This window comes from Lujinxingia litoralis, assembly GCF_003260125.1.
GTDB classification, from domain to species: domain Bacteria; phylum Myxococcota_A; class Bradymonadia; order Bradymonadales; family Bradymonadaceae; genus Lujinxingia; species Lujinxingia litoralis.
The window spans coordinates 87,407-113,080 of sequence record NZ_QHKO01000005.1 but is presented as its reverse complement, the minus strand read 5'-3'; the positions used below and the strand labels follow the sequence as shown (position 1 = coordinate 113,080).

General features: G+C 63.9%; 16 protein-coding genes. 11 read left to right on the top strand and 5 right to left on the bottom strand.

Translation table 11 applies throughout. The features are described 5' to 3' along the window. Window positions 1-12: 12 nt before the first annotated feature. Window positions 13-2,388, top strand: coding sequence for a BamA/OMP85 family outer membrane protein (locus DL240_RS12020; RefSeq protein WP_111730144.1), 2,376 nt, complete (start codon window positions 13-15; stop codon window positions 2,386-2,388). A gap of 125 nt (window positions 2,389-2,513) precedes the next feature. Here DL240_RS12020 and DL240_RS12015 read toward each other — a convergent pair whose 3' ends face one another. Beyond that, complete coding sequence (locus DL240_RS12015) at window positions 2,514-2,702, bottom strand: hypothetical protein (RefSeq protein ID WP_111730143.1); 189 nt, start codon at window positions 2,700-2,702, stop codon at window positions 2,514-2,516. A gap of 99 nt (window positions 2,703-2,801) precedes the next feature. Then, the gene (locus tag DL240_RS12010) at window positions 2,802-3,905 is read right to left on the bottom strand and encodes a PEGA domain-containing protein (RefSeq protein ID WP_233497067.1); all 1,104 of its coding nucleotides are present in this window, start codon (window positions 3,903-3,905) and stop codon (window positions 2,802-2,804) included. Between the two features lie 365 nt (window positions 3,906-4,270). Here DL240_RS12010 and DL240_RS12005 point away from each other — a divergent pair, with 365 nt between their 5' ends. Beyond that, window positions 4,271-4,630, top strand: a complete 360-nt coding sequence (locus DL240_RS12005) for a rhodanese-like domain-containing protein (RefSeq protein ID WP_111730141.1) — start codon at window positions 4,271-4,273, stop codon at window positions 4,628-4,630. A 114-nt stretch (window positions 4,631-4,744) separates the two neighbouring features. Here DL240_RS12005 and DL240_RS12000 read toward each other — a convergent pair whose 3' ends face one another. Then, window positions 4,745-5,359: a hypothetical protein gene (locus tag DL240_RS12000; RefSeq protein WP_146618266.1), complete on the bottom strand. Its 615-nt coding sequence runs from the start codon at window positions 5,357-5,359 to the stop codon at window positions 4,745-4,747. Between the two features lie 353 nt (window positions 5,360-5,712). Here DL240_RS12000 and DL240_RS11995 point away from each other — a divergent pair, with 353 nt between their 5' ends. After that, the gene (locus DL240_RS11995; RefSeq protein ID WP_111730139.1) at window positions 5,713-11,490 is read left to right on the top strand and encodes a tetratricopeptide repeat protein; all 5,778 of its coding nucleotides are present in this window, start codon (window positions 5,713-5,715) and stop codon (window positions 11,488-11,490) included. 150 nt (window positions 11,491-11,640) lie between these two features. Here DL240_RS11995 and DL240_RS11990 read toward each other — a convergent pair whose 3' ends face one another. Together DL240_RS11990 and DL240_RS11985 are read right to left on the bottom strand one after the other, a co-directional pair. Continuing rightward, window positions 11,641-12,393 (bottom strand): hypothetical protein, encoded by a 753-nt coding sequence (locus DL240_RS11990; protein ID WP_111730138.1) that lies wholly within the window; start codon window positions 12,391-12,393, stop codon window positions 11,641-11,643. Next, the gene (locus DL240_RS11985; protein WP_111730137.1) at window positions 12,390-13,502 is read right to left on the bottom strand and encodes an ATP phosphoribosyltransferase regulatory subunit; all 1,113 of its coding nucleotides are present in this window, start codon (window positions 13,500-13,502) and stop codon (window positions 12,390-12,392) included. The genes DL240_RS11990 and DL240_RS11985 overlap by 4 nt, the downstream gene beginning before the upstream one ends. Before the next feature lie 838 nt (window positions 13,503-14,340). On the opposite strand from DL240_RS11985, the gene DL240_RS11975 reads away from it, so the two are divergent. From DL240_RS11975 to DL240_RS11950, 8 genes are all read left to right on the top strand, one after another. Next, window positions 14,341-15,366, top strand: a complete 1,026-nt coding sequence (locus tag DL240_RS11975; RefSeq protein WP_146618265.1) for a hypothetical protein — start codon at window positions 14,341-14,343, stop codon at window positions 15,364-15,366. Next, window positions 15,363-15,551, top strand: a complete 189-nt coding sequence (locus tag DL240_RS11970; RefSeq protein WP_111730134.1) for a hypothetical protein — start codon at window positions 15,363-15,365, stop codon at window positions 15,549-15,551. Before DL240_RS11975 ends, DL240_RS11970 begins: the two co-directional genes overlap by 4 nt. 380 nt (window positions 15,552-15,931) lie before the next feature. After that, a complete protein-coding gene (locus DL240_RS19650) occupies window positions 15,932-18,700 on the top strand; it encodes a hypothetical protein (protein WP_146618264.1) in 2,769 nt (922 codons plus the stop codon). 149 nt (window positions 18,701-18,849) lie between these two features. Next, window positions 18,850-19,218, top strand: coding sequence for a hypothetical protein (locus tag DL240_RS19645; protein ID WP_146618263.1), 369 nt, complete (start codon window positions 18,850-18,852; stop codon window positions 19,216-19,218). Window positions 19,219-19,912: 694 nt separating this feature from the next. After that, window positions 19,913-20,650, top strand: coding sequence for a M90 family metallopeptidase (locus tag DL240_RS11965; protein WP_111730133.1), 738 nt, complete (start codon window positions 19,913-19,915; stop codon window positions 20,648-20,650). A gap of 118 nt (window positions 20,651-20,768) precedes the next feature. Continuing rightward, window positions 20,769-22,961 carry a caspase family protein gene (locus tag DL240_RS11960; RefSeq protein ID WP_111730132.1) on the top strand — a complete coding sequence of 731 codons (2,193 nt, stop codon included), beginning with the start codon at window positions 20,769-20,771 and terminating at the stop codon, window positions 22,959-22,961. Between the two features lie 827 nt (window positions 22,962-23,788). Then, window positions 23,789-24,541 carry a ribonuclease HI gene (locus DL240_RS11955; RefSeq protein ID WP_111730131.1) on the top strand — a complete coding sequence of 251 codons (753 nt, stop codon included), beginning with the start codon at window positions 23,789-23,791 and terminating at the stop codon, window positions 24,539-24,541. Window positions 24,542-24,599: 58 nt separating this feature from the next. Further along, window positions 24,600-25,625, top strand: a complete 1,026-nt coding sequence (locus DL240_RS11950) for an AAA family ATPase (protein WP_111730393.1) — start codon at window positions 24,600-24,602, stop codon at window positions 25,623-25,625. Window positions 25,626-25,674: the final 49 nt, after the last annotated feature.

Below are 25,674 nucleotides of genomic sequence, written 5' to 3'. Positions count from 1 at the left end.
CGGTACCTCATTATGGCCCGAATTCAGCCTCTTCGCGTCGCGCTGCTCGGGGCGATCTGCTGGCTGAGCACCCTCGGCACAGGCTGCGCCACCGACTCCCAGGCCGAGTACATCGTCCCCGGTGCCACCCACCTGCGGGTCGAGCAGGTGGAGTTGCGCGGCGTCGAGGCCTTCTCCGAAGGCGATGTCAAAAGCGGACTGGCCACTCGCAAAGATCCGGGCTGGCGCGCCGCTCTTCCCTGGCTCCCGATCATCGGCGCGGATCGCAGTTACTACAATGAGTTCAGCTGGGATCGCGACCAGGAGCGCATCCTCAACTTCTACCGCAGCCGCGGCTACTTCTCCGCCCAGATCGTCTCCCGCTCCGAGGTGGAGAGCGCCGATGGGAACTCCATTCGCCTGCGCGCCACCATTGACGAGGGGGAGCCCACCCGCATCGCCAGCATTGAGGTCGAGGGGCTCGACCCGACCTCCAACCTGAGCGCCCGGGACCTGCTCAACGAGCTCCCCTTAAAGGAAGGTCAGGTGTTCACCGAAAAGGACTACCTGACCACCCGCGATGCGCTGGGGCGGCGGCTGCGCGAGGCGGGCTACGCCTATGCCACGGCCAGCGGCCGCGCCTTTGTCGATCCCGAGGACCACCGCGCCGACGTCTTTTTCTTTATCGACGCCGGGCCGATCACCCGCTTTGGTGAAGTGCATATCTTCGGGCTGGAAAACGTCGAGGAGCGCTTTGTCCGCCAGGCAATCACACTCAAGCCCGGGGAGCGCTACGATCCTCAGCGCCTCAACCAGACCCAGGAGGACATCTACGATCTGGGGGTCTTCGGCTTGGTCACGGTGCTGCCGGCCCACGAGGCCCGCGAGGTCACGCTTGAAGAGCAGGAGGAGCGCCAGCGCCTGGAAAACCTCCTCGAAGAGAGCGATATCCCCTCCGAAGCCGACCCCGAAGCCGATGTGCAAATCCCTCCACAACCGGGTCTGGACGCGCTGAACCCCGATACTCCGGACCAGCAGCCCCCGGACGATGAGGACACCGAAGAGGCTCTTGCCGGGCCTCTGGGCATCAGCTCGCTGCTGGAGAGCGCCCAGCTCGAAGCCGAACGCCGCAGCCGCCTGGATCCGGAGGTTCCGGTGGTCGTACGCCTCAAAGAGGCCAAGGAGTACAGCGTGCGGGTGGGTGCGGGTCTGGCCGTGGAGAGCACCCGTCAGGATGTGCGCGGATTGCTCAACTGGTCGGCGCGCAACTTCCTGGGCGGACTGCGCCGCCTGGATCACTTCAACGCCGCCGGCTACGCCTGGGCTCCCGGGCTCATCTCCAACGATGAACTGGTCAACCGCGGCGCGATCCTCTCCAGCGACCTGCGCTTCTCGCAGCCTCAGTTTCTGGAGCGCCTCACCAACCTGCGCCTGCGTGCCCAGATCGACCGCGACGTGCGCGAGGGCTTCTCCGTATGGAACCCGGCGCTACGCGTAAGTCTGGACCGCGCGGTGCCCTTCTTTCGCCGCCTACGCTTTGAGCTCTCTTACAACATCGCCTACTACAACTATTTCAACGTTGAGGAATCGCTGGTCGATGTCTCCACCACCACCCTGGGCTTGGACTTTCAGACAAAATTCGTCCTGGAATCGCTGGAGCAATCCCTGATTCTGGATCTGCGCAACGACGTGCTCGACCCGACCCGCGGCGCCCTGGTCTCACTGAACGTGCAGCAGGCCAACGACTTTATCTTCGGCGGGAAGTTCGACTTCGTGAAATCCGAGCTCTCGGCCGAGGGCTACATCCCGACCCCGCTGCTGGGTCGCTCGGTCCTGGCGCTGCGCAGCCGGCTGGGCACCATCTATGATGTCGGCGAGGAAACCGGCGTCCCCATCCAGAGCCGCCTCTACAGTGGGGGGGGCGATGGCATGCGTAGCTTCGGACGCCAACGCCTCTCCCTCTACACGCCCACTGGCGAGGCCGTGCCGGTGGGGGGCCTCACTCGCCTGGAGTTCTCGGTGGAGCCCCGAGTGCGCCTGGTTCCCAACCTCTTCTCCATCGGTGACGTCTGGGGCGCGATCTTTTTGGACAGCGCCACGATCATGCGCGGCCAGCTCTACCTCGACACCGCCGCCAACGATCAGGGCACGCTGCAGCTGGCCGATCTTCCCCCCTCGTTACTCTACGGCCTGGGCGCCGGCGTGTGGTGGAACACCCCGGTGGGACCGGTCCGCCTGGACTTCGCCTACACGCTCAGCGACACCACCGAAGATCCACGCTTTCGGCGCTGCACCGACCCCTCCGCCCAGGGCACCTCGGAGTGTGTCTTTGTGCCCGTGGATCAGGACGCCATTCAGGACCTCATCGAGGGGTACGGCTTCTACCTGAGCATCGGCCACTCCTTCTGAGGCGTGTGCGCCCGTCACGCCGGCGAGCCACGCATCCCTCCTCCCGCTGCGCCCCCTGTTGAGCATAAAAAAAGGCCGGGCATCGCCCGACCTTTAAATTCAGATGCATCACGCGCCGGCGCCCTTCAGGGCACGATCGTAATCTCGGCGGCGTTGATGTCCTGCTCCGAGACCCCGAACCCGCTCCAGGGAGTCAGCGAGAAAAAGGCCAGAATCATCAACACGGTGATGATCTCAACGGGGTTCTCATACCACCAGTCCCAGAACACCGGGGTCTTCTTACGGGAGATATGCTGAGGGGGGCGTTCAGACATCGTCATCTCGAGGTAGCTGCAGGTTGGGTCATTCCATACGTCACGCCGAAGAGGTATCACCGGCACGCGCAACGCGCAAGGCGGCGCGCCCCTCCCCCACTAGAAGCGCCCACCGAAGCTCACACCCAACACCCGATCCTGGCGAGCGCCGGCCTGCACATCGTACCCCGGGGCCATCGACGCCGGAGGCAGACGCGTCTTCCAGTCGCGGCCGAGCAGGTAGAACCCTCCCCCGGTCAACGCCACCATGCACAGGGCCCCCGGCCCCGCCGGAACCCGCTCCGTAAACATGCCCGCCGCACACGCGGCACTCCCCACAAACGAGACCACTGCCAGGGTGTTGGCCCACCAGGGCGGCGCGATGCTCACCCGATCCAGCTGCACCGGGCGATCCATCTGCGGCTCAGAACCGGGCATCGGGATCACATCGGCCGCCTGCTTCGCTTCCACACCTTCTTCGGGCGACGCCTCCTCCGAATCCTCTACGGAAGCCGCAGGCGTCTCTTCGGTCCCTACAAGCTCCGAGTCCAGGGATTCCGGCGCCACGCCCTCGACACTGGCCAGCGCCTCGCCGGCCGAACCTGCGGTGTCTTCACCCGTCTCCGGCCCCGCCTCCCCGATCGCAGCGCCCGGCCCCACCTGAAAGAGACGCTCCACCCGCTGTCCGGCCCCCACATCCACAACCACCTGCAGACGCTGACGGTCGGGAAACACCAGCGTCACCACATTCTCCCCGGCCCCCACCGGCATCGTCAGCGGCGCAGTCCCCTCGGCCTGCCCCATATACCCGTTGAGGTAGACGGTCGCCCCGGAAGGCACCGTCTCAATCGCCAGATACGCCTGAATATTCGTCTCCAGGTCCCGAAGCTGGTCGATCTTCGCGCGGACTCGCCCCTCAACCGGACTCTCTTCATCGAGCTCCAGATAGCGCAACAGCATCTGGCGGGCCCGGGCGTAGTTGCCCAGATTCTCGTAGCTCAGCCCGATCCGGTAGAGCAGACGCACATCCTCAAGCACGTCGTAGGCCTGGCGATACTTCAGCAACGCATCGTCAAACTCACCGGCATCGTAATGCCCGTTGGCTTCTCGCACCCGGTCGAGCGCGGCATCCTTGCCCTGGGCCCACAGAGGCGCACCGTAGAGCAAGGCCACAAGGGCCAACGCTGCCGCTATCCATCCTCGCGTGTTCGACGCGCTTATCATCACGAAACACTCCTCTTTTAAAACACCCCGACACACAAACACCACCGCGCCCATTCCATCCCCGCCACCCTTCAACAGGCGGCCACGCCCTCGGCGCGCCGCCCGTTTATACACCGGTTTGGCGCCTAAACCAGCCTCCCCGGCCCCCCCCTCAATCCCGGGGTCCACCCGGCAGGCATCCGCCCGGATGCGCGGTTGCTAAAGGGGGGCGGGCGACTATATTACACGCCAGCAGTGGTCCTGCCCTGCGGTCACGGTCCTCGCATGATGAGGTATCGTTGTCCCAAATCCGGCCGACTTCGCCAAGTCACCGCGGGCATCTGGAGGACTTAATCGGCGTAACTGGCCCAGAACAAAGGAACTTCATGGCACGGTTGATGTCTAGCACGGAGCTTCATCAGCGTATCGTCGAAGGCGAAGACTTCGTACTGATCGACATTCTCAACCCCGAGGACTTCCAGCGTGAGCACATCCCCGGTGCGATCAACATCCCGGTCGGAGAACTCAAGGAGCGCGCGCGCAAGGATCTGACCAAGAACCAGCGCATCGTCGTCTACGGTCACAACCACGACGCTGAGGCCTCCAATCGCGCCGCCAAAATCCTCGAAGAGCTCGGCTACCGCAAGGTTTCCGACTTCGACGGCGGCATTGACGCCTGGAAGAACGCCGGTTTCCTCACCGAGGGAAGCAAGGCCGAGATTATCGGGGAAGTCGCCCGCCTCTGAGCCCAGAGCTCGCACGCGCCAGCTTTCTACCTCGCTGGCGCGCCCACAAAAAAGCCTCGCCGAATTCTCGGCGAGGCTTTTTTTGTGGGCGCAACCCTCAGGTCGGGGAGGCGCTCAATCTTCGACGGTTGCTTCCACTCGGTAGAGGATCACATCCCCCTCGGAGTTGGCCACCAACGCCTGGTACTCGCTGCCCGGCGACTCTTCGGCCTTGGACCACTCCGCCGCCATCTCATCGGCCCCTTCCTGCGTGCGGAAGAGCGCCAGATGGGCCGTCTCCGCCTCACGATCAAAGCGCACCAGCGCCAGCATCGTCTCGTCCTGCACCTCGGAGGCCTGCAGATAAGGACCGCCTTCAATCGGCTCGAGCTCGTCCATATCGACGATCTCTTCCTTACCGTCGCTCAGACTCCGAACCACCAGGCCGTTGTCTTCGCTCTTGGCGACGATGACCACCTCTTTGGCCGCCGCGCCCTCCAGATTGACCCGGCCGCGCTTCTCTTCGTCGGCCGCCAACAGGTAGATGCGATGAGGCGCAATGCCACGAGAGTCGAGCAGCTTCTGGAGCCGATCGCGATCCGCGAGAAGCTCCAGGTACTTCTGCGCGTCGCGCACGTTCGTCGTCCGAAACTCCACCTCGCCCTCCTCATCAAGGATCTTGCAGTGCCGCGCACCACGCTCAATGGTCAGACCGTCATAGGCCATCAACTCGTCTTCATTCGACGTCACGATGTTTACCCTTTTGTTTCGAGATCTTTGAAGAAGTTCGGGACTCAAAACCCGCGAACGGGCCGTTATCATTAGCACAGAGCTGCCCCTTGTAAAGTTAAGGAGCGATCAATGTGGGTAGGCCTGGCCTGTCTTGCACCCGTCTCCGGCCTGTGAGACCACACCCTGTGGCGTGCGCAATACCTCCGCCCTATCCTTGCCTCGCTGCGATGCAGATGCGGTGGACCCTGGCTGCGGCCTCGAGAGCGCCACGACCACGGCATCGAGGCGCAGGCATCACTCTCGATCCAGCAAACGTAGCAATCACGCTGGCTCACGCCGTACTAACCCTCTGACCTGCTGAAGTAAACACTATGATGAAGCTCCTTGCCCGACGACGCTCGTACGCCCTGGGATGGCTGCTGGCCACCACGCTGCTGGCCGGATGTGCCCACGACCTCCAACGAGGACAAGACGCCCTGAACGCCGGCGACTTCCCCCGGGCCGAAGCGCTCGCCAGGCAGGAATTGGAACGCGAGCCCGACAGCCCAACGGCCTCCCTGCTTCTGGCCGAAGCGCTGGCGGGACGAGGCGACCACCAGGGCGCACTTCAGCCGGCGCTCCGAGCCGAAAACTCCGGCGAATTTGGCGAGCGAGCCGCCGCCCTGGTCGCCCGAATTTACGAAGCCCTAAACGATGCCTCGGAGGCCGCCCTGGCCTACCTGCGCGCTCGCCAGCATGCCCCCTCCGCGCTCGACGACGCGCAGATGGTCGCGCTCCTGGAGCGCGGGATCACCCATGCCGAGGTGCGGCGGCAGTACAACCTGTTGATACAGCTTCGCCCCGCCCTGCGCGCCCTGGCCCCGGAGCACCCGGCGGCCGACCGTGACAAAGAACGCACCGAAATCCTGTCTCGCAGCTACGACCTTACCCAGCGCGACAAGAGCGTCGAAGCCATCGAACTTCTGGAAGACGCCCTGGCCACCGATCCGAGCTTTGAACAGGCCGCCGGCGAGCTCGGCTCTTATTACGCAAGCCTCGATCTCAAGGAGCAGGCGCTGCGTATCTGGCACACCACGGCCGCCGAGTTCGACGAGCCCTCCCGACGACAGGAGATCTTGAGTCGCTTCGCCCAACGCGCCGTCGACGCGAACGCCCCCGGCGTGGCCGTCGAACTGCTAAACGAAGCCATCGCTCTGCTCACCGCCCCGGACGAGGAGCTGCCCCCCCTCTACCAGCGCCTGGCCAGCGCCCACCTCTCCCTCAACCAGCCCGATCGCGCTGAAGAAGCCCTGCGCGCCTCGCTCAACGCCCGAACCTCGCCACCCAACGCCGCCACCTACACCGAGCTCGCCAGACTGGCCATCAACGAGGGCGCGCCGGAGCTCGCGCTCACCCTCCTGCTGGAGGCCCCCGAGACCCTCGCGCCAGACTGGGCCTTTACCTCGACCCTGGGCAACCTCCTGGCCGCCCGGGCGCGCCTGGACGAGGTCGAGGCCCTGCTCAATCGCTTTGTCGAGGCCAACCCGCCGGCCCACCTCAGCCTGCGCCATGCCGCCGGCTGGGCTCATGAGCGCAACAACTTCGAGCTGGCGCGCTCCCTCTACGAGCGCGCGCTCCAGTATCCCCAGACCGATCCCATGGCCTACCGCGCACTCGGCCTGGTGCTCTTAGAACTCAAAGAGCGCGAGGCCATGCTCGAGGCCTTCTACGCCTACCTCAAAGCCGTGGATCACCGCGTGGAACCCACGCTGGAGATTGCCACGCAACTCCAGCACGAACGCTTCTTTGAAGAAGCCCGCGCCATCCTGCGGCGCCTCGGCGATCAACAACACCAGAACATCGTCGTCGCCCAGCATCTGGCCGGCCTCTACATGGCCTGGGGACGACCCTCCGATGCCGAGGCCGCCTTCGAAGCCTGGATCGACGCCCGCGGGAACCAGGACGCCGATATCCTCCTGGTAGCGACCCGTTTTGCCCGCTTCGGGGAGCCGGGCCGGGCCCTGCACTTCTACCAACGCTCGGCCCGTGGCGGAAACGCCCACTCCTGGCTCAACATCGCCTCCATCCACCTGGAACAGGCCCGCTACTCGGCGATGAGCCAGGCCCTCGACACCTACCTGGAGGCCATCGAACCCGAACTGCGCAGCAACGCCCTGCAACACGCCCTGGCCCACTACCGTCAGGCCGCCATGCCGGCCCGCATTGAGGCGACCCTGGTCGCGCTCGTCGACGCCCAGCCCAACGCCTGGCGCTTCGCCGAACAGCTCTCCGACCACTACTTTTTAACCGGCCGCGATCAGCAGGGGATCGACACCCTGGTCCTCTTCATCGAACGCGCCGAACAACCCCGGGCGGCCTTCGACAGAATCCTGCGCCTCTTGCTCGCCCGAGAGCGTGCCACCGCCGCACTCCCGCTGGCCCATCGCATCTTTGCGGGGCGCGATGATTTTGAGTCGAGCATGGCCCTGGGCGACGTCTACGACGCCGTGCAACGCGGCGCCTCCGAGCAGGACGCCGCCGCCTTCCGCCGCCGCGCGCTGAAGCACTACCGCCGCGCGCTGAAGCTCGCCGCCCCCTCCTCCGACTGGCGCTCGCTGGCTGAGCGCTGGCATCGCGCCCACTACTTCGAGGTCGCCGCCCCGGCCTTTGAACAGGCGCTTAAGGCCGGCGTCCGGCCCGCCGAGCTGATGTTCGCCTACGCCGAGGCCCTCCTGGAGCTGGGCCAACATCAACGCGCCGAAACCCTCCTCGAACAATTCCACCGCGACGCCTCTCGCAGCCTCAATCCGACCATCACCATCGCCGAACTCCTCGTTGAACATCAGCGCTACACCGCTGCCGAACCCTACCTCAACTACGCCTTCGCCTCGGCCAACGAGACCGCCCGCCGCCAGGCCTTCACGATGCTCGCCACGCTCTACCGCAGCCAGGATCGCCTCGATGAAATCGACGCGCTGATCGACTCCTACCTGGCCGGCGCTTCCAACACCCTGGTGGCCCGACAGATGGTCTTAAGCGTGCTGGAGAACGCCGGGATGTGGGACTCCGCCATCACCCAGCTCGAACGCATCGCCACCATGGGGCCCGGCGAACAGACCTACCTCATCGCCCTCAACCACTTCCGGGCCGGTCGCACCGATCAAGCCACCGAGCTCCTGACCGCCTGGGCCACCAAGAGCGCCCGCGCCGAAGCCTGGATCGCCGCCGCCGACTTTCTGGCCAACCACGGCCAGCTCGACCGCGCCATCCCCATGCTCAATCAGGGCATCGCGCGCCTGCCGGGTGAACGCTCCCTGCGCCTCTCCCGCGCCCGGCTCCATGCCCGCGCCGGCGCGGTCGATGCCGCCCTGGAAGATGCCGCCTTTTGCCGGGAAGATCCCGACACCTGCGATCCCGCACATCTCCGGGACCTGAGCCAGACTCTGGCCGCCGCCGGCTATGAAGGCCACGTCGAGGCCCTCCTCGGCGCCCACGCTCCCAGCGCCCAACACCTCAGCGCCCCGCCCATCGGTCGCGCGCACCCCGACCTCCTCACCGGCGATCCGGCGCGGGCACGAGCCTGGGTCGAGAAGGTCCAGACCCACGGGCTCCCCCTCTTCGAAGTCGTCAACCGCCTGGATCAAAGCGGCCACTACGCGCTCAGCAACGAGCTCATCACTACCGAGATGAGCGAGGGCGATCCCGCCACGGCCTCCGCCCTGCTCCTGAACCGACAGGTCTCCGCTACCCCGGGCGCCGCCCTCTCCGATCCGGCCCAGGCGCTGCGCCGGGTGGTCGATCCCCTGGAACGCTCCAACGAGCGCTTTATTGGACCGCTGGGCGATGCCTTCCTGCGCATGGGACGCACCTCGGAGGCCATGGCCTACCTGCGCGCCGCCGTCGACGCCGGCGACACCACCTACCGCGGGCAGCTCGCCCATACCCTGATCCTCAACCGCCAGGTCGAGGAGGGATTCCAACACCTTCTCCGCAGTGTCCTGGAAAGCCCTCAGCCCTCGGCCGCCATCGACAGCGCGGTGTTACGCCTGAACCTCACCCAACGCCCCGACCTGGTCGCACGCCTCCTCGACGACGTGGCCGCTCGCCACACCCACACCGCCGGGGCCTTCCCGCTGAAGATCCTTCACGACCTGGATAGCCACGGCGACATCGCAACCTCCCGGGCCGAGATCGACCGACATCTGGCCTGGCTCCAGGGGCTGCAGGGAGCCAACTTCGGTGGTCGCCAGGCCAGCGTCGTCACCGAAGACGCCATCCTGGGCGCGCTGGAGGCCATCGCCTCCCAGGGCTACGTGGACGACGCCCTGGCCCACCTTGACACGCTCCCCGATGCCCTCCAAAACGCCCCCCGCGCCAGTCGCCTGCGCCTGCGCGCCGCGCTCCTGCGCGGCGACACCCGGGGAGCCGATCAGGCCACCGACGCCTGGCTCGCCAGCTCCGACCACGACCAGGACGCCGCCCTGGCGCTGGCCCAAGACCTGCTCGCGTTCAGCGAACTGGAGCGCGCCAGCGCGCTGCTCAACGCCGCCCGGGAGCGCTCCCCGGGCAACCTCCGCATCTTCTCGGGCCAGCTCGCCATCCTGCGCGCACGGGGAGCCTCCGAGGACCAGGTCAGCCAGGCCACCGACGCCTTCCTCCAGGTCACCGCCGACCCCCAACTGGCCCGCCAGAACCTCATCGACACGCTGCATAACCTGGGCTACAGCGAGAGCGCTCACTCCCTGGCAATCCACGATGCCGACCTCACCCCGGTGGGGCACGCGCTGACCCGCGCCCTGAACTCGGCCATCTACCAGGGCGACGTGGACCAGGTCCGCGCGCTGATCGATCCCATTCTCAGAACCGACGACAACGCCGGCAAGTCCCTCCAGGACGCCCTATCCCGGGCGCTCTCGGCCCCCGAACCGGCCATCCCCCTGACGATCCTCGACGGCCTCCAGCGTCTGGCGCCGGCGGCGCTCAAGTGGAAGCTCGCCCGCATCGAGCTCCTCCTGCGCACCGGCGACATTGAGGAGGCCCGCACCCAGATACGGAACTACATCGACCAGACCGGCGCTCAACTCACCGCCATCGACGGACTCATCGTCCTGCTCGAAAACGAGTTCCTCGATGTGGAGCTGGCCAGGGTCGTTGCCCCGGCGCTCGAAGGACAGGCGCTCAGCCCCCTGCACCTGAGCAGCTTCGCGGCCGCTGAGCTGGCCCTGGGCTTTCCCGAGCGCGCCGACCACTGGCTGGAGCGCCTCGATCGCACGCCCAACGCCGCCGCGCTCCGCCTGACCATCGCCCGCAAACTCTACCGCCGCCGCCACTACCAGCCCGCGCTCCACGCGCTGGGCCCGGCCCTCCCCGATGAAGACGCCACCCGGCGCGCGGCCCGGCTCACCGCGCAACTTGGCCTGGGTCAGGCCAGCGCCGACGATCTCATCGACGCCATGGCCGACGGCCTCCCCTCGATCAGCGTCCTCTACGACGGGCTCGTCGCCGCCTTCGAAGGTAGCGACCCCGTGCATGCCGTTTCCCTGATGGCGACCTTAGTCGCCACGCCGGCGACCGCCCCGAATCTGGCCGCCCAAAACCTGCAGCTCGTCCTGCTGGCCGCCGTGCGCGCTTCCCCGGGACGGGGCCGATTCACCACCATCCGCTTCCTCGACGAGCACCTGCCCCACCTCCACCGCACCGCCCGCATCACCTGGTCCGACGTCACCGCCCAATTCGCCTCCGTCAACGAGGCCCACGCCCCGGACGCGGCCTACGACATCTACCGCGACGTCATCACCAGCTCGCTCGTCACCAGCCCCGAGCAGAGCCCCCTGCCGATCGCCATGAACAACCTGGCCTACCTCTACGCCACCACCAACAAGCACACCGACCAGGGCCTCGACCTGGTCAACCGCGCCATGGCCCTGGCTGGCGAGCGGAACGCCAGCTACATCGACACCCTGGGCTGGCTCCACTTCCGCCAGGGCGATCTGGACACCGCCGAGAAAGAGATCCGGCGAGCGCTGCGCGCCCTCCCCGGTGACACACAGGGGCTGGTGGAGATCAACGACCACCTGGCCGAGATCCTCCGCGCCCGCGGACGCTACCACGAGGCCACCTGGATCCAGCTCTACGCCGACCGCCTCCGCGAGCGCTCCCTCTTTGATTGAACACTTCGCACACGCATAAAAAAGGGGCACCCTTTAGGGGCGCCCCTTTTTTATGCCTTTTCTTCTCACGTTTTTTTCGCAAACACCGCGGCCGCCCAACCTCCTCGGGCAAAACCATTCACGCGCGCTCACCGCGGGGCGTACGCCGAGTTAGCCGGCGACCTCGCCACCGCCATCCTCATCCCACTCCAAAAAGGGGCCCGGGGCGTGCTCGTCTTCATCATCAAAGGGAATATCGACCAGGGGCTGCGGCCCCACCTTCTGGGCCTGGAGACAGGCCACCAGCGACTGAATCGCGATGCGCCGACGCGAGCCCAGCGCCCGGTTCACTACCAGCTTCAGCTGGCTGTAGCCCAGCACCTCCAACGCCCGAAAGTCGTGCTCATGCATCGGCGCCGGATCCACCAGACGATCGATGAAGGCATCGGCCAGCCCCAGCAGACACGCGGTGTAGGTATCGCTGACGTTGACCACCTCCACGCTCATCCCGCGATGCGCAAAGACCTCCCGCGCCAGCTGCGGATAGGGCGTGGCGATGCGCGCCTGGGGCCGCGAGGAGAGGCTCCCGAAACTCTCCCCCTTGGGCGCCGCCAGAATCAACGGGTATCGCCCAAAGGGGAAGGTGTAAGGGCGCCACACCTCGACCCCGGTCTCATTTAACAGGTCGGTGCTCATCACCCCCAGGTGGCTGATCGCGTGCTCGACGTAGGTGCCGACATCAGCCGGCGCCAGCGGAAACACCTCGAACTCAAACCCGCACCCCAGCGGATCGCCCACATGATGGAGCCCCGGCATATCCAGCTCGGGAAGCTGAAAGCCGCAGGCCCGAAACTGCGCCACAATCGCGTTGAGCTCCGCGCTCATCGGCAGCGCAAGCCTTAAGGTCTGTCGCTGTGTCATCATCGATCCTCCGAGCGGGCGATCACCCGCGTGGGCAGATTATTGCGACGCCGCTCCAGCACCTCTTCAAACCCCAGCACCGGGTCGCTCTCCCGGACGGCGACCACCTCATGGGAGCGCCGCTGACGCGCGCCCTGGGCGACCTTGGGGTGCAGCAGCTCCACCAGCGTCTCCAGCGAAAACGAGAACCCCACCGCCGGGGTCTCCGCCCCGAAACGCCCGATCAACGTATCGTAGCGCCCGCCCCGGGCCAGCCGCCGGCTGGCCCCCTCGCTCACCACGCTAAAGCCGATGCCCGTATAGTAGCCCGGGCCGTCGATTTCACCGAGGTCGATGCGCACCTTCTTGCCGTACCCCAACTCCGCCAGGGTACGCTCCACATCGCGCAGGTAGTGCACCCGGCGAATCAGCTCGATCTCGTTGGGCAGGGTCTTCTCGATCCAGTCCAGCTGTTGCAACCCGCCTTCCAGGCCGGCCAACACCGCGATCGAGTCGATGTAGGGTTTGCGCGTGCCCAGCCCCTCCAGAATCGTGCGCACCTCGTCGGGGTCGCGCGCCAGAATCGCCTCCTCCACATCCTCGCGGATCCGCCGGGGCGCCCCGGTCGCCTTGAGCAGGTGATGCGCCAGCTGATGGTCGGCCAGGTTGATATGGAAGCGCTTCAACCCCAGACGCTCCAGCACCTCGAGCACCACCAGGAGCACCTCCACATCGGCCACCACCCCGCCGCGCCCGATAAGCTCGGCGCCGAGTTGGTAACTCTCGACCTGCGCGCCACTTAAGCTGCGCTCAATGCGCACCACCTTATTGGCGTAGCTCACCCGCAGCGGCAGCGGCAGCCCCCGGAGCTGAAACGCAAAGGTCTTGGCCACCGCCGGGGTCACATCGGGCCGCAACACCATCAGGTTGCCGCCGCGGTCCACAAAGCGAAAGCTGCGCGCCACCTGATCCTCATCGAGCGCCCCCTGAAGCGCGTCAAAGCGCTCCAGCAAAGGGATCTGAATCTCCCGGTAGCCCCATCCCCCAAAAACCTGCATCGCCTGCGCGGTCAGCTGCCGTCGCAGACTCACAGAGCGGTCCAGCGCCGGGGTCGCAAACTGTATATCCAGCACGTCTGGCTCCCTTGGAGTTATCCTGCGTTCTCACATTGCCTCATTCGGCGCCCTTGTAGGGGCAGGCGGCCCGGGTGTCAATGCCCCGGGCGCCCGACGCACCTGCGCCCCGCCATCGCCCTTCCCGACACCGGCGCGCCACGCTCGCCACCACAACGCCCGCTCCCCTTAAGACCTTCCGCACCACGGCAGAATCCCCCGGTTTCGCCCCACCGCGCCCCGGCTCGGGTCTTAGCCGCCGCTCGGTACCCCGCCCCCCCCCAACCCTAACAAACGACCCTTTGATTCGCCCGACCGACACCTATCAGCGCGATGAAGAGACATTCTGACGCTCTCCCTCGAGAGTCGGCCCCTGCGAACAGATGTGTGCATCTCCCCTGACATGCCTAAATACGCGGAACCCGCACGGCACCACGTAAGATGACGGCCGGACTTTACTACAGCGGCACCGAGCCCCTCATGATCCCCCACATCTCCTAACCCCCGCATAAACACTCGCGCTCACAGCCTTCCTCTTTCTCCTCCCACGCGCACCTTGCACAACCTGCCTCGACTTGCTCGACTGGCCACGGACGACAGCGATGAGGCCCGAAGAGAAAGGCGAGCGCGATGGAAGCGACGACGAGGATGGCAGATCTGACGTTAAACGATGAACTTCAGGACGTGGATCTGGACGATAAACGGCGCAACGAGAGCTTTGTCAGAATCGCCGGACGACTGGCCGCGTAGCACGATAAATCGGTTCCTGATGCGATGGAAAATCACGCTGAGGTCGAAGCGTACTATCGCCTGATGAGCAACGATGCGGCCGAGCACCAAACCCTGCTTGAGCCGCACTTTGACAAGACTTCCCGTCGCAACGACGGCGACGCAAACCGTGCTGGTTGCGCACGATACCTTCGAGTTTGCGTACGCCATTCACGATGAGCCTTCCCGCGATAATTTGGCGCGCCTGCAGGCCAATCAGCAGGGCTTTCTCTGGCATGCCTCGCTGGCCGTTAGCGCCGACGGCACTCGCGCGCCGCTTGGACTTGTGGCCAGTCGACCCTACGTGCACGCCTCGCAGATTGAGGGCCAGGAGGCGCTTGATTTCTGGCGCGCGCAGAACGGTCTTCTGGACAACGAGCAGACCCGATGGCTTGACGCAGCCGAGGCTGCCGAGACCAGGCTTGAAAGCGTCGACGAGGTGATTCACGTCATGGATCGCGAGGGCGATGACTTCAATACGCTCTTTCCGATGGTGTTCTCTGGCGACGGTTTTGTGGTGCGTATGACCGGCGATCGTAGCGTCCCCACCGGCCCAAAACGCAGCGAGAAAGCGGCGCTTGACACGATTCTCGACGAGGTCGCGTGGTCGAAAACGACTCGCTCCGTAGAGCTCTCCGCCCGCCCCAAACGCAAGGCCAGCAAGTCGCACCGCGCTCGCCGTTTCCGCAGCGCTCGCCTCAAGATCCGCGCCCCCCCGATGGAACTTCGCCGCCCCGACAATCTTCCGGCGGCAAACTCTCCCGCGCGTTTTGGTGTCAACGTCGTCGAGGTCCGCGAGATTCGCACGCCAAAAAACGAAGATCCGGTGCGCTGGCTGCTTGTCACCGACCGCCCGATCGACACCGACGAGGACTGCTGGAAAATCGTCGACCGGCACCGCACCCAATGGCAGATTGCGGATCATTTTAAGGCACTTAAGACCGTCGCGACCTACTCCAAATTGCAGCATCGAAGCGCCCAGACACAGCTTGCCGCGTTGAGCGTCAAGACGATGGTCGCCTGGAATCTGCTTGTGATCTGCTACCTGGGTCGCAACCACGAAGACGTCGAAGCCAGCGGTTGGATCCCCCCCGCACAGCTCGCGATCTTGGAATGAAACGCCCCAAAATCATGAAGCGAAAAGCCACCGCCGGACGCATCATGGCAGCGGTCGCCTCGCTGGGCGGGCACATCAAAGACAATGGCCCTGCGGGCTGGCAGGTGCTGGGCCGCGGCTGGGCTCAACTGCTGGAGTTGGAGCAGAGTTTTTTGATTGCGAGGCAGCTGATGGAGGAGATGTGATCAATCATGAGACCGAGCCCCCCGCCGGACCGCCATCTGCACCGCCAGAGAAGGCACCGAGCCGCCCAGCGGGAACCTTCCATCGCGAACGGCGGTAACGCCCCTCTCTCAAAACATCCCAACATCTGAACGTGAACTCGGAGCGAAAGCCTACCATCGCCACGTCCCCCGAAAGCACTACGAATACCTCCATCAAGGCAACCACTATACCCCCACAAAAAAAACACCCTCACTTGACTTTTTTCGACGCGACACCAATACTGAAAACCACCCAATCCATAACCCCCAAGCAAAGGTGCATAACCGACCCTACCTTCACCCATTAAACGTCAATCCTTCATCACAACAATCCAAAACAAATTTAAACCACAAGGAACACCATGAAACCAAGGAATACATCAAAACACACCATTTCCATATTCGCGCTACTAACGACCACAATGGGATGCCTTGACCCACAAGAGAGCCCCCAGCCCTCCCCTGCACAGGCGATCCCATCAAAAACCCTAAGCCAAACGCTTAAATTCTCCGAAGACGAACTCCAGGTTCCGCTATCACCACCCTATATTGGCCAAATATATACCTGTGGAACGCTAGTCTCCGCGTCCGGCGTCGTGGACGGCGCCACCGCAGAACTTTATGTCAACGGGGCCCTCGTTGCTCAGGCCACCCCCGACCCAAGCAGTCATGTTACTTTCCAGACCCCGCCTCTACAAGAGGGCCAAAACCTGACAACCCGACAAGTCTTAAATGGACAAGCCAGCCCCACCTCGCCCCCTCGCCCTGTCCTGCCTCCCGCAACATCCCTGCCCAAGCCCATAGCCGCTTATGACATATGGAAGTGTGGCAAAAGAGTAACCGCCAAGGGAACACGGCAAAACTTACTCGTTCGAGCACATCAAAACGGCAACATCATTGCGCAGGGAGAAGCAACGGATCGCTGGCATGATAAAATGCCACTCAATGTCCCCCCCCTCGGCCCCAACGGTGATGCCGTTTCATTTGATCTCGTCTCCTGTCCTGGCACCCCCGATGAAGTTATCGGGCCCATGTCCACCAACGCCTACATTGCCCTAGCAGATGAGCCCGTGGCACCACCCACAACCGCACGGGCTTACCCGGCAGAAAACCGCTTCTACATAGAGGGGCTACATGTCGGCGCAACCTATGAATTCTTCAACACCATAACGGGCTCCCTCTTCACCCATTACGTAACAGGATTTGAAGAAGTAAACCTTTTCACTCCTCCATTTAACGCCACTGACACCTTCGAGGTAGCCAGCAGCCTCTGTGAAAAACCAGACGTATTTATCCCCGTCGAAATCGTCCCCGAAGACGTCACTGAAATCGAATTAAACCACACACGCCTGGCAGGACCGATCTGCCCAAGCACAAGAACTCTTAACGTCTACTCAACTGTAGCCACCGGCACGATTATCATCTTTCTAAACGGCAATCCAATACAGCAACAGGCGGTCGCCGGGCACAACACAACAGTCAACCTGCTCAACACTGTTGCTCTTTCCGATGGCGACATACTAGGCGTACGCCATGTCCTTATGAGCAACGGAGTTGTCCATCTTTTCGGAGAGCTCTCGACGACCGTGGTGGATTCCAGCGAAAGCAAACTGACCATACTTGGCGCCCAACATTATGAGGATCAGCTCACCGGAGAACCCATCATCGGATTCATTCGAAATGGCGAAAAAATGAACACCGGGCCGGAAATCGAGCTTGCGTGCTGCGCCGCCTGCGACTGTTCGGACTGCGCTGACGCGGGTTATCAGTGCCTAGTCAAGGGTGAACCAAGAAGCGCAGCCGCCGAAATTAGCCTGAACGGCAACACAGTAGCCACAATCGACCTGGTCGAAGAGGAGTTCGGGAAGTTTCGAGGACATTGGAACTGGCTTGAGGATCCCCCCTCGAACGTCCCCCCTGAAGATCTCTTTGCCAGCCATGAGTACAAAGTTACCGTGACCCAAAGCCCGTGTGGCAATAAGGGCTCACTTGAAGAATACTTCACCGTTTTGCTGGGCAAACCACATCACAGTAGCTATCCTCCTGAGTATATTGATTTGCAGGTCAGTGACAGGTTCGGAAACGCCGTAGGAGTCAAAAACGGCCAATCAGACGCCAACCTCACGGTCAGCGCAAGCACCAATCTCGACATCCAGGTGGTGGGTATTGACTCACTCAACGGCCTTAGGAAACTAGAGATCTTCAGCTCCAATGGAGGCTTGAGCGAAACTCTCGTTGAAGCACAACAGATTCCGCCTATCCCCTCGACATTGTCACTACGCCCTTACCTGTCGTGCCTCCCCTTTGGGGCTAGCACCGACATTTACGCTGTTGCAGAAAATTGGCACGGCGACACCCTAAGCACTCCAGTGATCACCGTTACCGGAGGTGCCCCTAACCACTACGCCCCATCCATCAGCAGCGTCACCCCCTCATCTCCAGATGTTGACGACGTGATCAGAATCAGGGGTGATCATCTAATCTACGAATCACAGCAGTGCCTTAGCTACACAACCCAAATCGTCTTCACATCTCCGGCTGCCCCGACAGAAACACTTTCCCTCGGCGACACCTATACCCCCCTCCAGACCTCGCCGCGAGAGATCAAAGAGATTCCCTTCCCCTCATCTTGGCAAAACATGAACCTCGAAGGGGAGGAGGTGTGTGTACAAGTGAAAGTCATTGGCAACACCACCAAAACATCAAACACGAAATGCTTCACAATCAAAGAACCATGCCAACCGTCTGGCGTTATCCCAGTGCGACTTGATAAAGTAACAGACCGCGGCAATGACATGCTCCTTTATCGAGGCAACTTCCTGAGGTCCTCGTTTATTGGATGCAACCCCTATAAACACGTAAAAGTTGTCGCCGTTGAAAACCCAGCAGGAATGAACTATGGGTGCCCCTTGGAAGTGGGCGCGTATCTTTATGAACCGTCTTTAAACACATATGTCTATCTGCCATTTTCCACCGGAATCCCGTCCGGCCAGACTCACCAGGGCATCTATGGCCCATTTTACCAGGGTGTCGATCATGCCTACTGGGAAGCCCGCGTCTACGCTGCCCAATGTACAGATTGGTATAAAATAGAGCGCGCCACATTGAACCTCCACTGGGTAGAAGAGTAACCCAAAAGGTCCATCTAAAGGGCTATCTAAACACAACCCTTCAGATGGACCATCTTGTGGCAAACAACCACCCGGGAAGCGTGCCAACCAATTCATTTCAATATGAGCAATTGACTCAACAACCAATCTCCAACAGCTCAGGAGCCCCCATGCTTTTTACCCGCCTCCAACCCCTCATATCTACCCTCGCCATCACCCTCCTCCTCACAACAACCTTAGCCTGCGGCAGCAACGATCCCGTCAAAGACAACACCGACGCCTCGCAAATCGACGCCGGTCCGGACGCCGAATCCGATACAGATGCTGACGAAGAATCCGATACCGAAGTCTATCGCACAGGAGAGGCATGCCCTTCCGCTTGCCACTTCACCCCAGGAGTGACGGGAGTGTGCGCTCCATGTGAAGAAGGATGGTGCATTGCAACCAATACCGATACCTATTGCACTCGTCTCTGCGAGAACAATGATGAATGCAGCGATGCTGAATGGAGTTGCATGGGTGCCGCTTGTGAGTTTTAAGACTTAAAACAACCAAGACACACGCAACCAAAAAATCATCTTAAATCATTTCACACAACACAAAAGGATCGCCTGATGTCGGCTGTCAGACGCTCCTTTTCCTTCAAGTCTTCCCCCCTCGCCTCCCTTCCGCTGACACCGCCCTTATCCAAGGCGTTTCCTGCGCATCCCCCCTCCCCGACGATCGGCGTTGAAACGCGACACCTCTCCCCCTCGGGTGGGGTCTCGTCGCAAACTGTATATCCAGCACGTCTGGCTCCCTTGGAGTTATCCTGCGTTCTCACATTGCCTCATTCGGCGCCCTTGTAGGGGCAGGCGGCCCGGGTGTCAATGCCCCGGGCGCCCGACGCACCTGCGCCCCGCCATCGCCCTTCCCGACACCGGCGCGCCACGCTCGCCACCACAACGCCCGCTCCCCTTAAGACCTTCCGCACCACGGCAGAATCCCCCGGTTCCGCCCCACCGCGCCCCGGCTCGGGTCCCCTCGTAGGCGCCTGCCCCCTCCCCTCACTCCTTCCCCCTCCCCCGACGCCGCCCCTTACATGCCCGTCCGAGGGGTTCGCGCCCCCAAAACTCGCCCCGTCCACGACAGCGCCTCTCGAAGTTTGTACCCTTCAACGCCCCCCGACCCACCGGGCCTGCCTCCCCCTCCCACGACTGCCATTCACCCCCAAAGCCAGCTTACGAGCCCCTCATGAATGCGATCTGGATGCGCCTTCCCTTCCTCCGCTCCCTGCTGCGACGACGCCTTTTAGCTCGCCCCTTCCCCGCGCACTGGCGCCCCGAGCTTTGCGCGCGACTCCCCTGGTACGACGCCCTCCCCGACGCCGAACGCCGCGCCTTTGAATACCACCTCAAACTCTTCGTCTGGGAAAAACACTGGGAGGGCGCGGCGGGCCTTGAGGTCACCGAGACCATGCAACTTATCGTCGCCGCCTCGGCCGCCCGCATCGCCCGCAAACTCCCCCTGGACGTTTACGACCGCCTCACCGAGATCGTCATCTACCCCTCCCACTACCGCCATCCCGATAACGACCACGCCATGATCTACGGCCAGGCCCACGGCTTTGGCACCGTCGTGCTCAGCTGGGACGCCGTGGAAGAAGGCATCGCCCAGCCCCACGACGCCCACGACACCGCCATCCACGAATTCGCCCATGTCCTCGATGTCGAAGACGGCCTCTTCGACGGCACCCCGCTTCTGGAGCGCGGCCGCGACTACCGCGCCTGGGTCCAGGTGATGGGCCGCCACTTCGCCCGCCTCCAGGACGACCCCACCCACGGCGTCCTCCGGGCCTACGGCGCCCAAAACGAAGCCGAGTTCTTCGCGGTGGCCACCGAAGCATTCTTCGAAACCCCCGCCAAACTCAAAGCGCGCGCCCCCGATCTCTACGAGGTGTTGCGCACCTACTTCAACGTCGATCCCGGCTAAAGCGCGGGTGAAAGCCTCCTCCCAGACGATCGGCGTTGGACCTGGAATATTCACACGCGGCGATCTACACACGTCACGAATCGCAAACCCCCGAACCTTCTCTTAGCGCGGACCATCTATGGCGTCTCTCCAACCCGGTCGTCGAACCCTACTTCTCACCACCCTCTTCGCCGCGATGCTCCTGCAGACGCCCCTGCCGGCCCGGGCGCAGACCGCGCCCCAGGGGCCCTACCCCGCGCTGAGCGCCCCGGCCTCGGTCGAGCGCTCCGGCACCCGCGATGCTGCCATCATCGTCGCGCTGCAGGACTATGTCTTTTTGCCCGACGTCCCCGGCGCGATCGACAACGCCAACGACTGGGAGCGCTTTTTCAGCGATGACTTAGGCGTCCCCCGCGTCCACACGCTCACCGACCGCCAGGCCACCCGCGAGCAGCTTTTGCGCTTCGCCGAACAGGCCGCCTCCGAGGTCGGTGAAGGCGGTACGCTCTGGTTTGTCTTCATCGGCCACGGCGCCCCGGGCTCGGCGACCGACGGGCTCCTGGTCGGCGTCGACGCCCAGCAAGACCCCGACAGCCTCCAGGCCCGCGGCCTCTCCCAGCAGGCGCTCCTCGATGTGCTCAACGCCGGCAACCAGGCCAACACCGTGATGGTCGTCGACGCCTGCTTCAGCGGGCGCGCCTCCAACGGTGACCCCCTGGCCCCGACCCAGCCGGTGATCCCGGTCAACGTGCGGCCGGCCTTGAGCAAATCCACGGTGATCCTCTCGGCGGCCGAGGCCACCGAATTTGCCGGGGCGCTCCCCGGCGCCTCCCGGCCGGCGTTTAGCTACCTGCTGCTCGGCGCGCTGCGCGGCTGGGCATCGTCCGAGACCCAGGTCAGCGCGCGCGACGCCTGGTCCTTTACCCGTCGCGCGCTGCGCGGCATCCCCGGGCGTTTTCAGCAGACCCCCTCGATCTTCGGAAACGAGGAGCTCGTGCTGGTGCGCGGCGCCTCCGAGCGCAATCCGGGCATCGAGCGCATCATGCGCACCGCCGCCACCCCGCGCCCCGAACCCTCGCCGGCCGCCCCCGCCGACAACTCGGCGCGCTACCAGAGCTTTGCGCTCAGCCCGGGATTTGACCCCGACCCGGCCATCGGCCGCGGCCTGGCCGGCGGCTCCCTCAGCGCCTCCTCTCTCGGACCGGTCGCCGGCGGCGAGTGCGTCGGCAAAGTCAATGCCCGCCCCGACCACACGCTAAAACTCAACGCAGACTTCGACTATGTGCGCATTCGCATCACCAGCGAAGTCGACACCTCGCTGGTCATCCGCCGCCCCGACGGCAGCCTGCTATGTGACGACGACACCCACGGCCTCAACCCCGAGGTCGCCGGGCCCTTGCCCGCCGGCGACTACCAGATCTTCATCGGTACCGTCGGCCAGGTCAGCGATCCCGTCTACCGCCTGGAGATCTCCGAGCGCCCGGCCAACGCCGCTCCCTCCCGCAACGTCGAGCCATCCCGAAACGTCGAGCCCCCGGAGCCGGCGGCCGAGATCGCATCCATGTCCCTCTCCCGGGGCTTCACCCCCTCCGAGGCCACCTTCAGCGGGGTCGCTGACCGTGACTCCGACGCAAGCAGAATCCCGGGCTGCATCGGCGAGGTCAACAGCCGTCCCGAACTCCTCCTCGTCCTCACCAGCCGCTTCTCCACCCTCCACCTGGGGGTGAACTCCCCGGCCGACACCTGGCTCATCGTCCGCCGCCCCGACGGCAGCTTCATCTGCGACGACGACGGCCGGGGCCTCAACCCCCGCATCAGTGGCGCCTTTCCCCCGGGCGTCTACCAGGTCTACGTCGGCTCACAGTACAGCAGCAGCCCCTCCTACGACTTCTACGCCTCCGAGAGCAGCACCGGCATCCCGTCCCCACAGGCCGCACCCTCGCCCGGGGCACACTACCAGAACTTCTCGCTCCGACCGGGCTTCTCGCCAGACCCCGCCATCGGCACGGGCGCAGCCGGCGGCAGGCGCGACGCCTCGATTATCGGCGGGACCGCCCACGGCCCCTGCACCGGAAGAATCGATACTCGCCCCGACCACCGCGTCACCCTGGAGAGGAGCTTCAACTACCTGAGATTTCGCGCCCGCTCGCACTCCGACACCTCGCTTGTGATCGTGGGCCCGGACGGCAGTTTCTACTGCAACGACGATAGCGACGGCCACGACCCGCTCATCGAGGGCGCATTCCCCGCCGGCGAGTATGGGGTGTTTATCGGCAGGGTCGGCTTCGGCACTGACGTCGATTATGCGTTGGAGATCTCGGAAATTCGCTAATACGCCATGAGCAGAAGGTGAAGCCGGCGGATGCCGAGATTGAGCGTGACGCGGGCAAGGCGCAAAACGCAGGCAATGCATGAGTATCGTCGGGCCTTTGCAACGTAGTTTGTGCGGCTCTCCATGCAGCAGACACGGCGTCAACGATCGCTCACGGCGCAATAAGCCCCGATGAGGCAAAGACTGCGCGATGGGTTCTTAAACACGAGAAGCGCCTGGCCATGAACGCCAGGCGCTTCTTTTTTTTGGTGTTGCTTGCCCGGAGCTCGGCCCTCACTCATCCCGACACAGCCCCGCCTGTCTCACAAAGGGCCATGGCGAGCCCTGACGCCCCCCACCCCACCCCAAAACCGGTCCCCCACCCCCTTTTTCGCCCCTCACCCCGACAACCTGTCACACCTCCACCGCTTTTCATGCAGGTCACCGTGACAGAATGGCACACCTCGACCGCCTCAGGGGGGAGGTCACCTCCCCCAAAACACACACGATGACCGATTTGGGGGGAGGTGATCGTGACAGAATGGCACACCCGGACCACTTTTCGGGGAGGTCACCGTGACAGACTGGCACACCTCGACCCTTTTCCGGGGAGGTCGATGCAGAGTCCGCGCACTCCCAGCCCCTCGTCCATCACCCTCAGCGCGCCGAAAGCCCCCTCTATCCCGGCGGTGGGCGAGCCTGGCCCCTGTTTCATCCTGTGCCGGCCTGTGCTAATTCCACCCTCCCCGTAGGCTCCGCCCCCCCCGAAACGCGCCCGGTTCAAGCCGGCGTGGGGGCCTTGCGAGCGCGGGCGCAACGCGAATTCCAAGCACAACCCCGAGGTATCTGTGGACTGGCAGCAGCGCTATTTCAAAGACAAGAAGGTCTGGGTCAAGGTCGATCATATTGGGAACCCGGTGATCGAAGAGGGGCGCGTCTCCATGCGCTACCAGAACAGCGATGAGGCCAAGGTCTACCGCGCCTACCCCCAGAACATCTCCGCCGATCCGGCCGCGGTGGTCGACGCCACCCGCGAGTTTGAGAAACAGACCTCCCGCGCCAAGAAGCCCGCCGCCAGGCCCTCGGGAACAAAATCGGCGCCGGTGGCCATTACATCGCTCGAATCGACCGCACACCGGGGCCCCAGACGAGAATCGACCGACCTTCCGGACGAGCTCGCCGCGCTCAACGAGCCTCCCCCCGGGGTGGTCGAGATGTACACCGATGGTGCCTGCTCCGGTAACCCCGGCCCCTGCGGCTACGGCGTGGTCATCCGCGACGGAGCGTCTTACCGGGAGATCGGGCAGTACCTGGGCGTGGGCACCAACAACATCGGCGAGTTGATGGGCATTAAGACCGCATTAGAAAGCGTTGAGGATCGCAGCCGCACGGTGCACATCCACACCGACAGCACCTACTGCATCGGCGTGCTCACCCAGGGCTGGAAGGCCAAGGCCAACCGCGAGTTGATTTTGGAGATTCGCGACCTGATGAAGAGCTTCTCGGACCTGCACTTCTTCAAAGTCAAAGGCCACTCGGACCACCCCCTCAACGATCGTGCCGATCTGATGGCCACGTCCTCGCTTCAAGACGCCGACTGAGCCCCTCCAGACGGTGCTCCCCGATCGCAATGGACCTGCAACGATGGATGATCCCCGCATGACTGACCCCAAAGAGACGCCCTCCGCCGCCCCGGCTTCCCCGACTCTGGACCTGGACGAAGAAGTGGCCCGGGCCAGCCAGTTTGTCTCCCGCATCCGCCGGGCGCTGGCCCCCATCGTCATCGGTCAGGCCTACATGGTCGACCGCCTGCTCATCGGCCTGCTCACCGGCGGCCACGTGCTCTTGGAAGGCGTCCCGGGCCTGGCCAAGACCCTCACCGTCAAAAGCCTGGCCGAGTGCATCCACAGCGACTTCGCCCGCATTCAGTTCACCCCGGATCTGCTGCCGGCCGACCTCATCGGCACCATGATCTTTGACCAGGCCACCCGCGACTTTGTGCCGCGCAAGGGCCCGGTCTTCACCAACATCCTGCTGGCTGACGAGATCAACCGCGCCCCGGCCAAGGTGCAATCCGCGCTGCTCGAAGCGATGCAGGAGCGCCAGGTCACCATCGGTGACTCCACCTACAAACTGGAGCGCCCCTTCCTGGTGCTGGCCACGCAAAACCCCATTGAGCAGGAAGGCACCTACCCGCTGCCCGAGGCTCAGGTCGACCGCTTCATGCTGATGATCAAGGTCGGTTACCCCTCGCGCAAAGAGGAGCGCCAGATCATGGATCTGGTCACCGACTCGGCCGAGATGCCCACCCCGCAGCCCGTGGTCACCCCGCAGGAGGTGTTGGCCGCCCAGGATCTGGTCCGCCGCATCTACATCGACGACAAGCTCAAGGACTACATCGTCGACATCATCTACGCCACGCGCACCCCGGATGAATACGGCCTGCGCTCGCTGAGCGATTTCATCGACTACGGCGCCAGCCCCCGGGCGACGATCTACCTCAACCTGGCCAGTCGCGCGCACGCCTTTTTGGAAGGCCGCAGCTACGTCACCCCCGAAGACATCAAGGCGGTGGCCTACGATGTGCTCCGCCACCGCGTCGTGCTCACCTACGAAGCCGAGGCCGAGGAGTACTCCTCGGAGCGGGTGCTCACCACCATTTTGGAGACCATCGACGTGCCCTGAGGCTTGCTGAGCGAGCCCGCGCGTTTCGCCCTCGAACCGACGTACAGCA

Bases quoted from the DNA above. Each gene is read 5' to 3' on its own strand.
- DL240_RS12020 (WP_111730144.1), top strand. From the start codon at position 13: ATGGCCCGAATTCAGCCTCTTCGCGTCGCGCTGCTCGGGGCGATCTGC.
- DL240_RS12015 (WP_111730143.1), bottom strand. From the start codon at position 2,702: ATGTCTGAACGCCCCCCTCAGCATATCTCCCGTAAGAAGACCCCGGTG.
- DL240_RS12010 (WP_233497067.1), bottom strand. From the start codon at position 3,905: ATGATAAGCGCGTCGAACACGCGAGGATGGATAGCGGCAGCGTTGGCC.
- DL240_RS12005 (WP_111730141.1), top strand. From the start codon at position 4,271: ATGGCACGGTTGATGTCTAGCACGGAGCTTCATCAGCGTATCGTCGAA.
- DL240_RS11995 (WP_111730139.1), top strand. From the start codon at position 5,713: ATGATGAAGCTCCTTGCCCGACGACGCTCGTACGCCCTGGGATGGCTG.
- DL240_RS11990 (WP_111730138.1), bottom strand. From the start codon at position 12,393: ATGATGACACAGCGACAGACCTTAAGGCTTGCGCTGCCGATGAGCGCG.
- DL240_RS11970 (WP_111730134.1), top strand. From the start codon at position 15,363: ATGAAACGCCCCAAAATCATGAAGCGAAAAGCCACCGCCGGACGCATC.
- DL240_RS19650 (WP_146618264.1), top strand. From the start codon at position 15,932: ATGAAACCAAGGAATACATCAAAACACACCATTTCCATATTCGCGCTA.
- DL240_RS19645 (WP_146618263.1), top strand. From the start codon at position 18,850: ATGCTTTTTACCCGCCTCCAACCCCTCATATCTACCCTCGCCATCACC.
- DL240_RS11965 (WP_111730133.1), top strand. From the start codon at position 19,913: ATGAATGCGATCTGGATGCGCCTTCCCTTCCTCCGCTCCCTGCTGCGA.
- DL240_RS11960 (WP_111730132.1), top strand. From the start codon at position 20,769: ATGGCGTCTCTCCAACCCGGTCGTCGAACCCTACTTCTCACCACCCTC.
- DL240_RS11950 (WP_111730393.1), top strand. From the start codon at position 24,600: ATGACTGACCCCAAAGAGACGCCCTCCGCCGCCCCGGCTTCCCCGACT.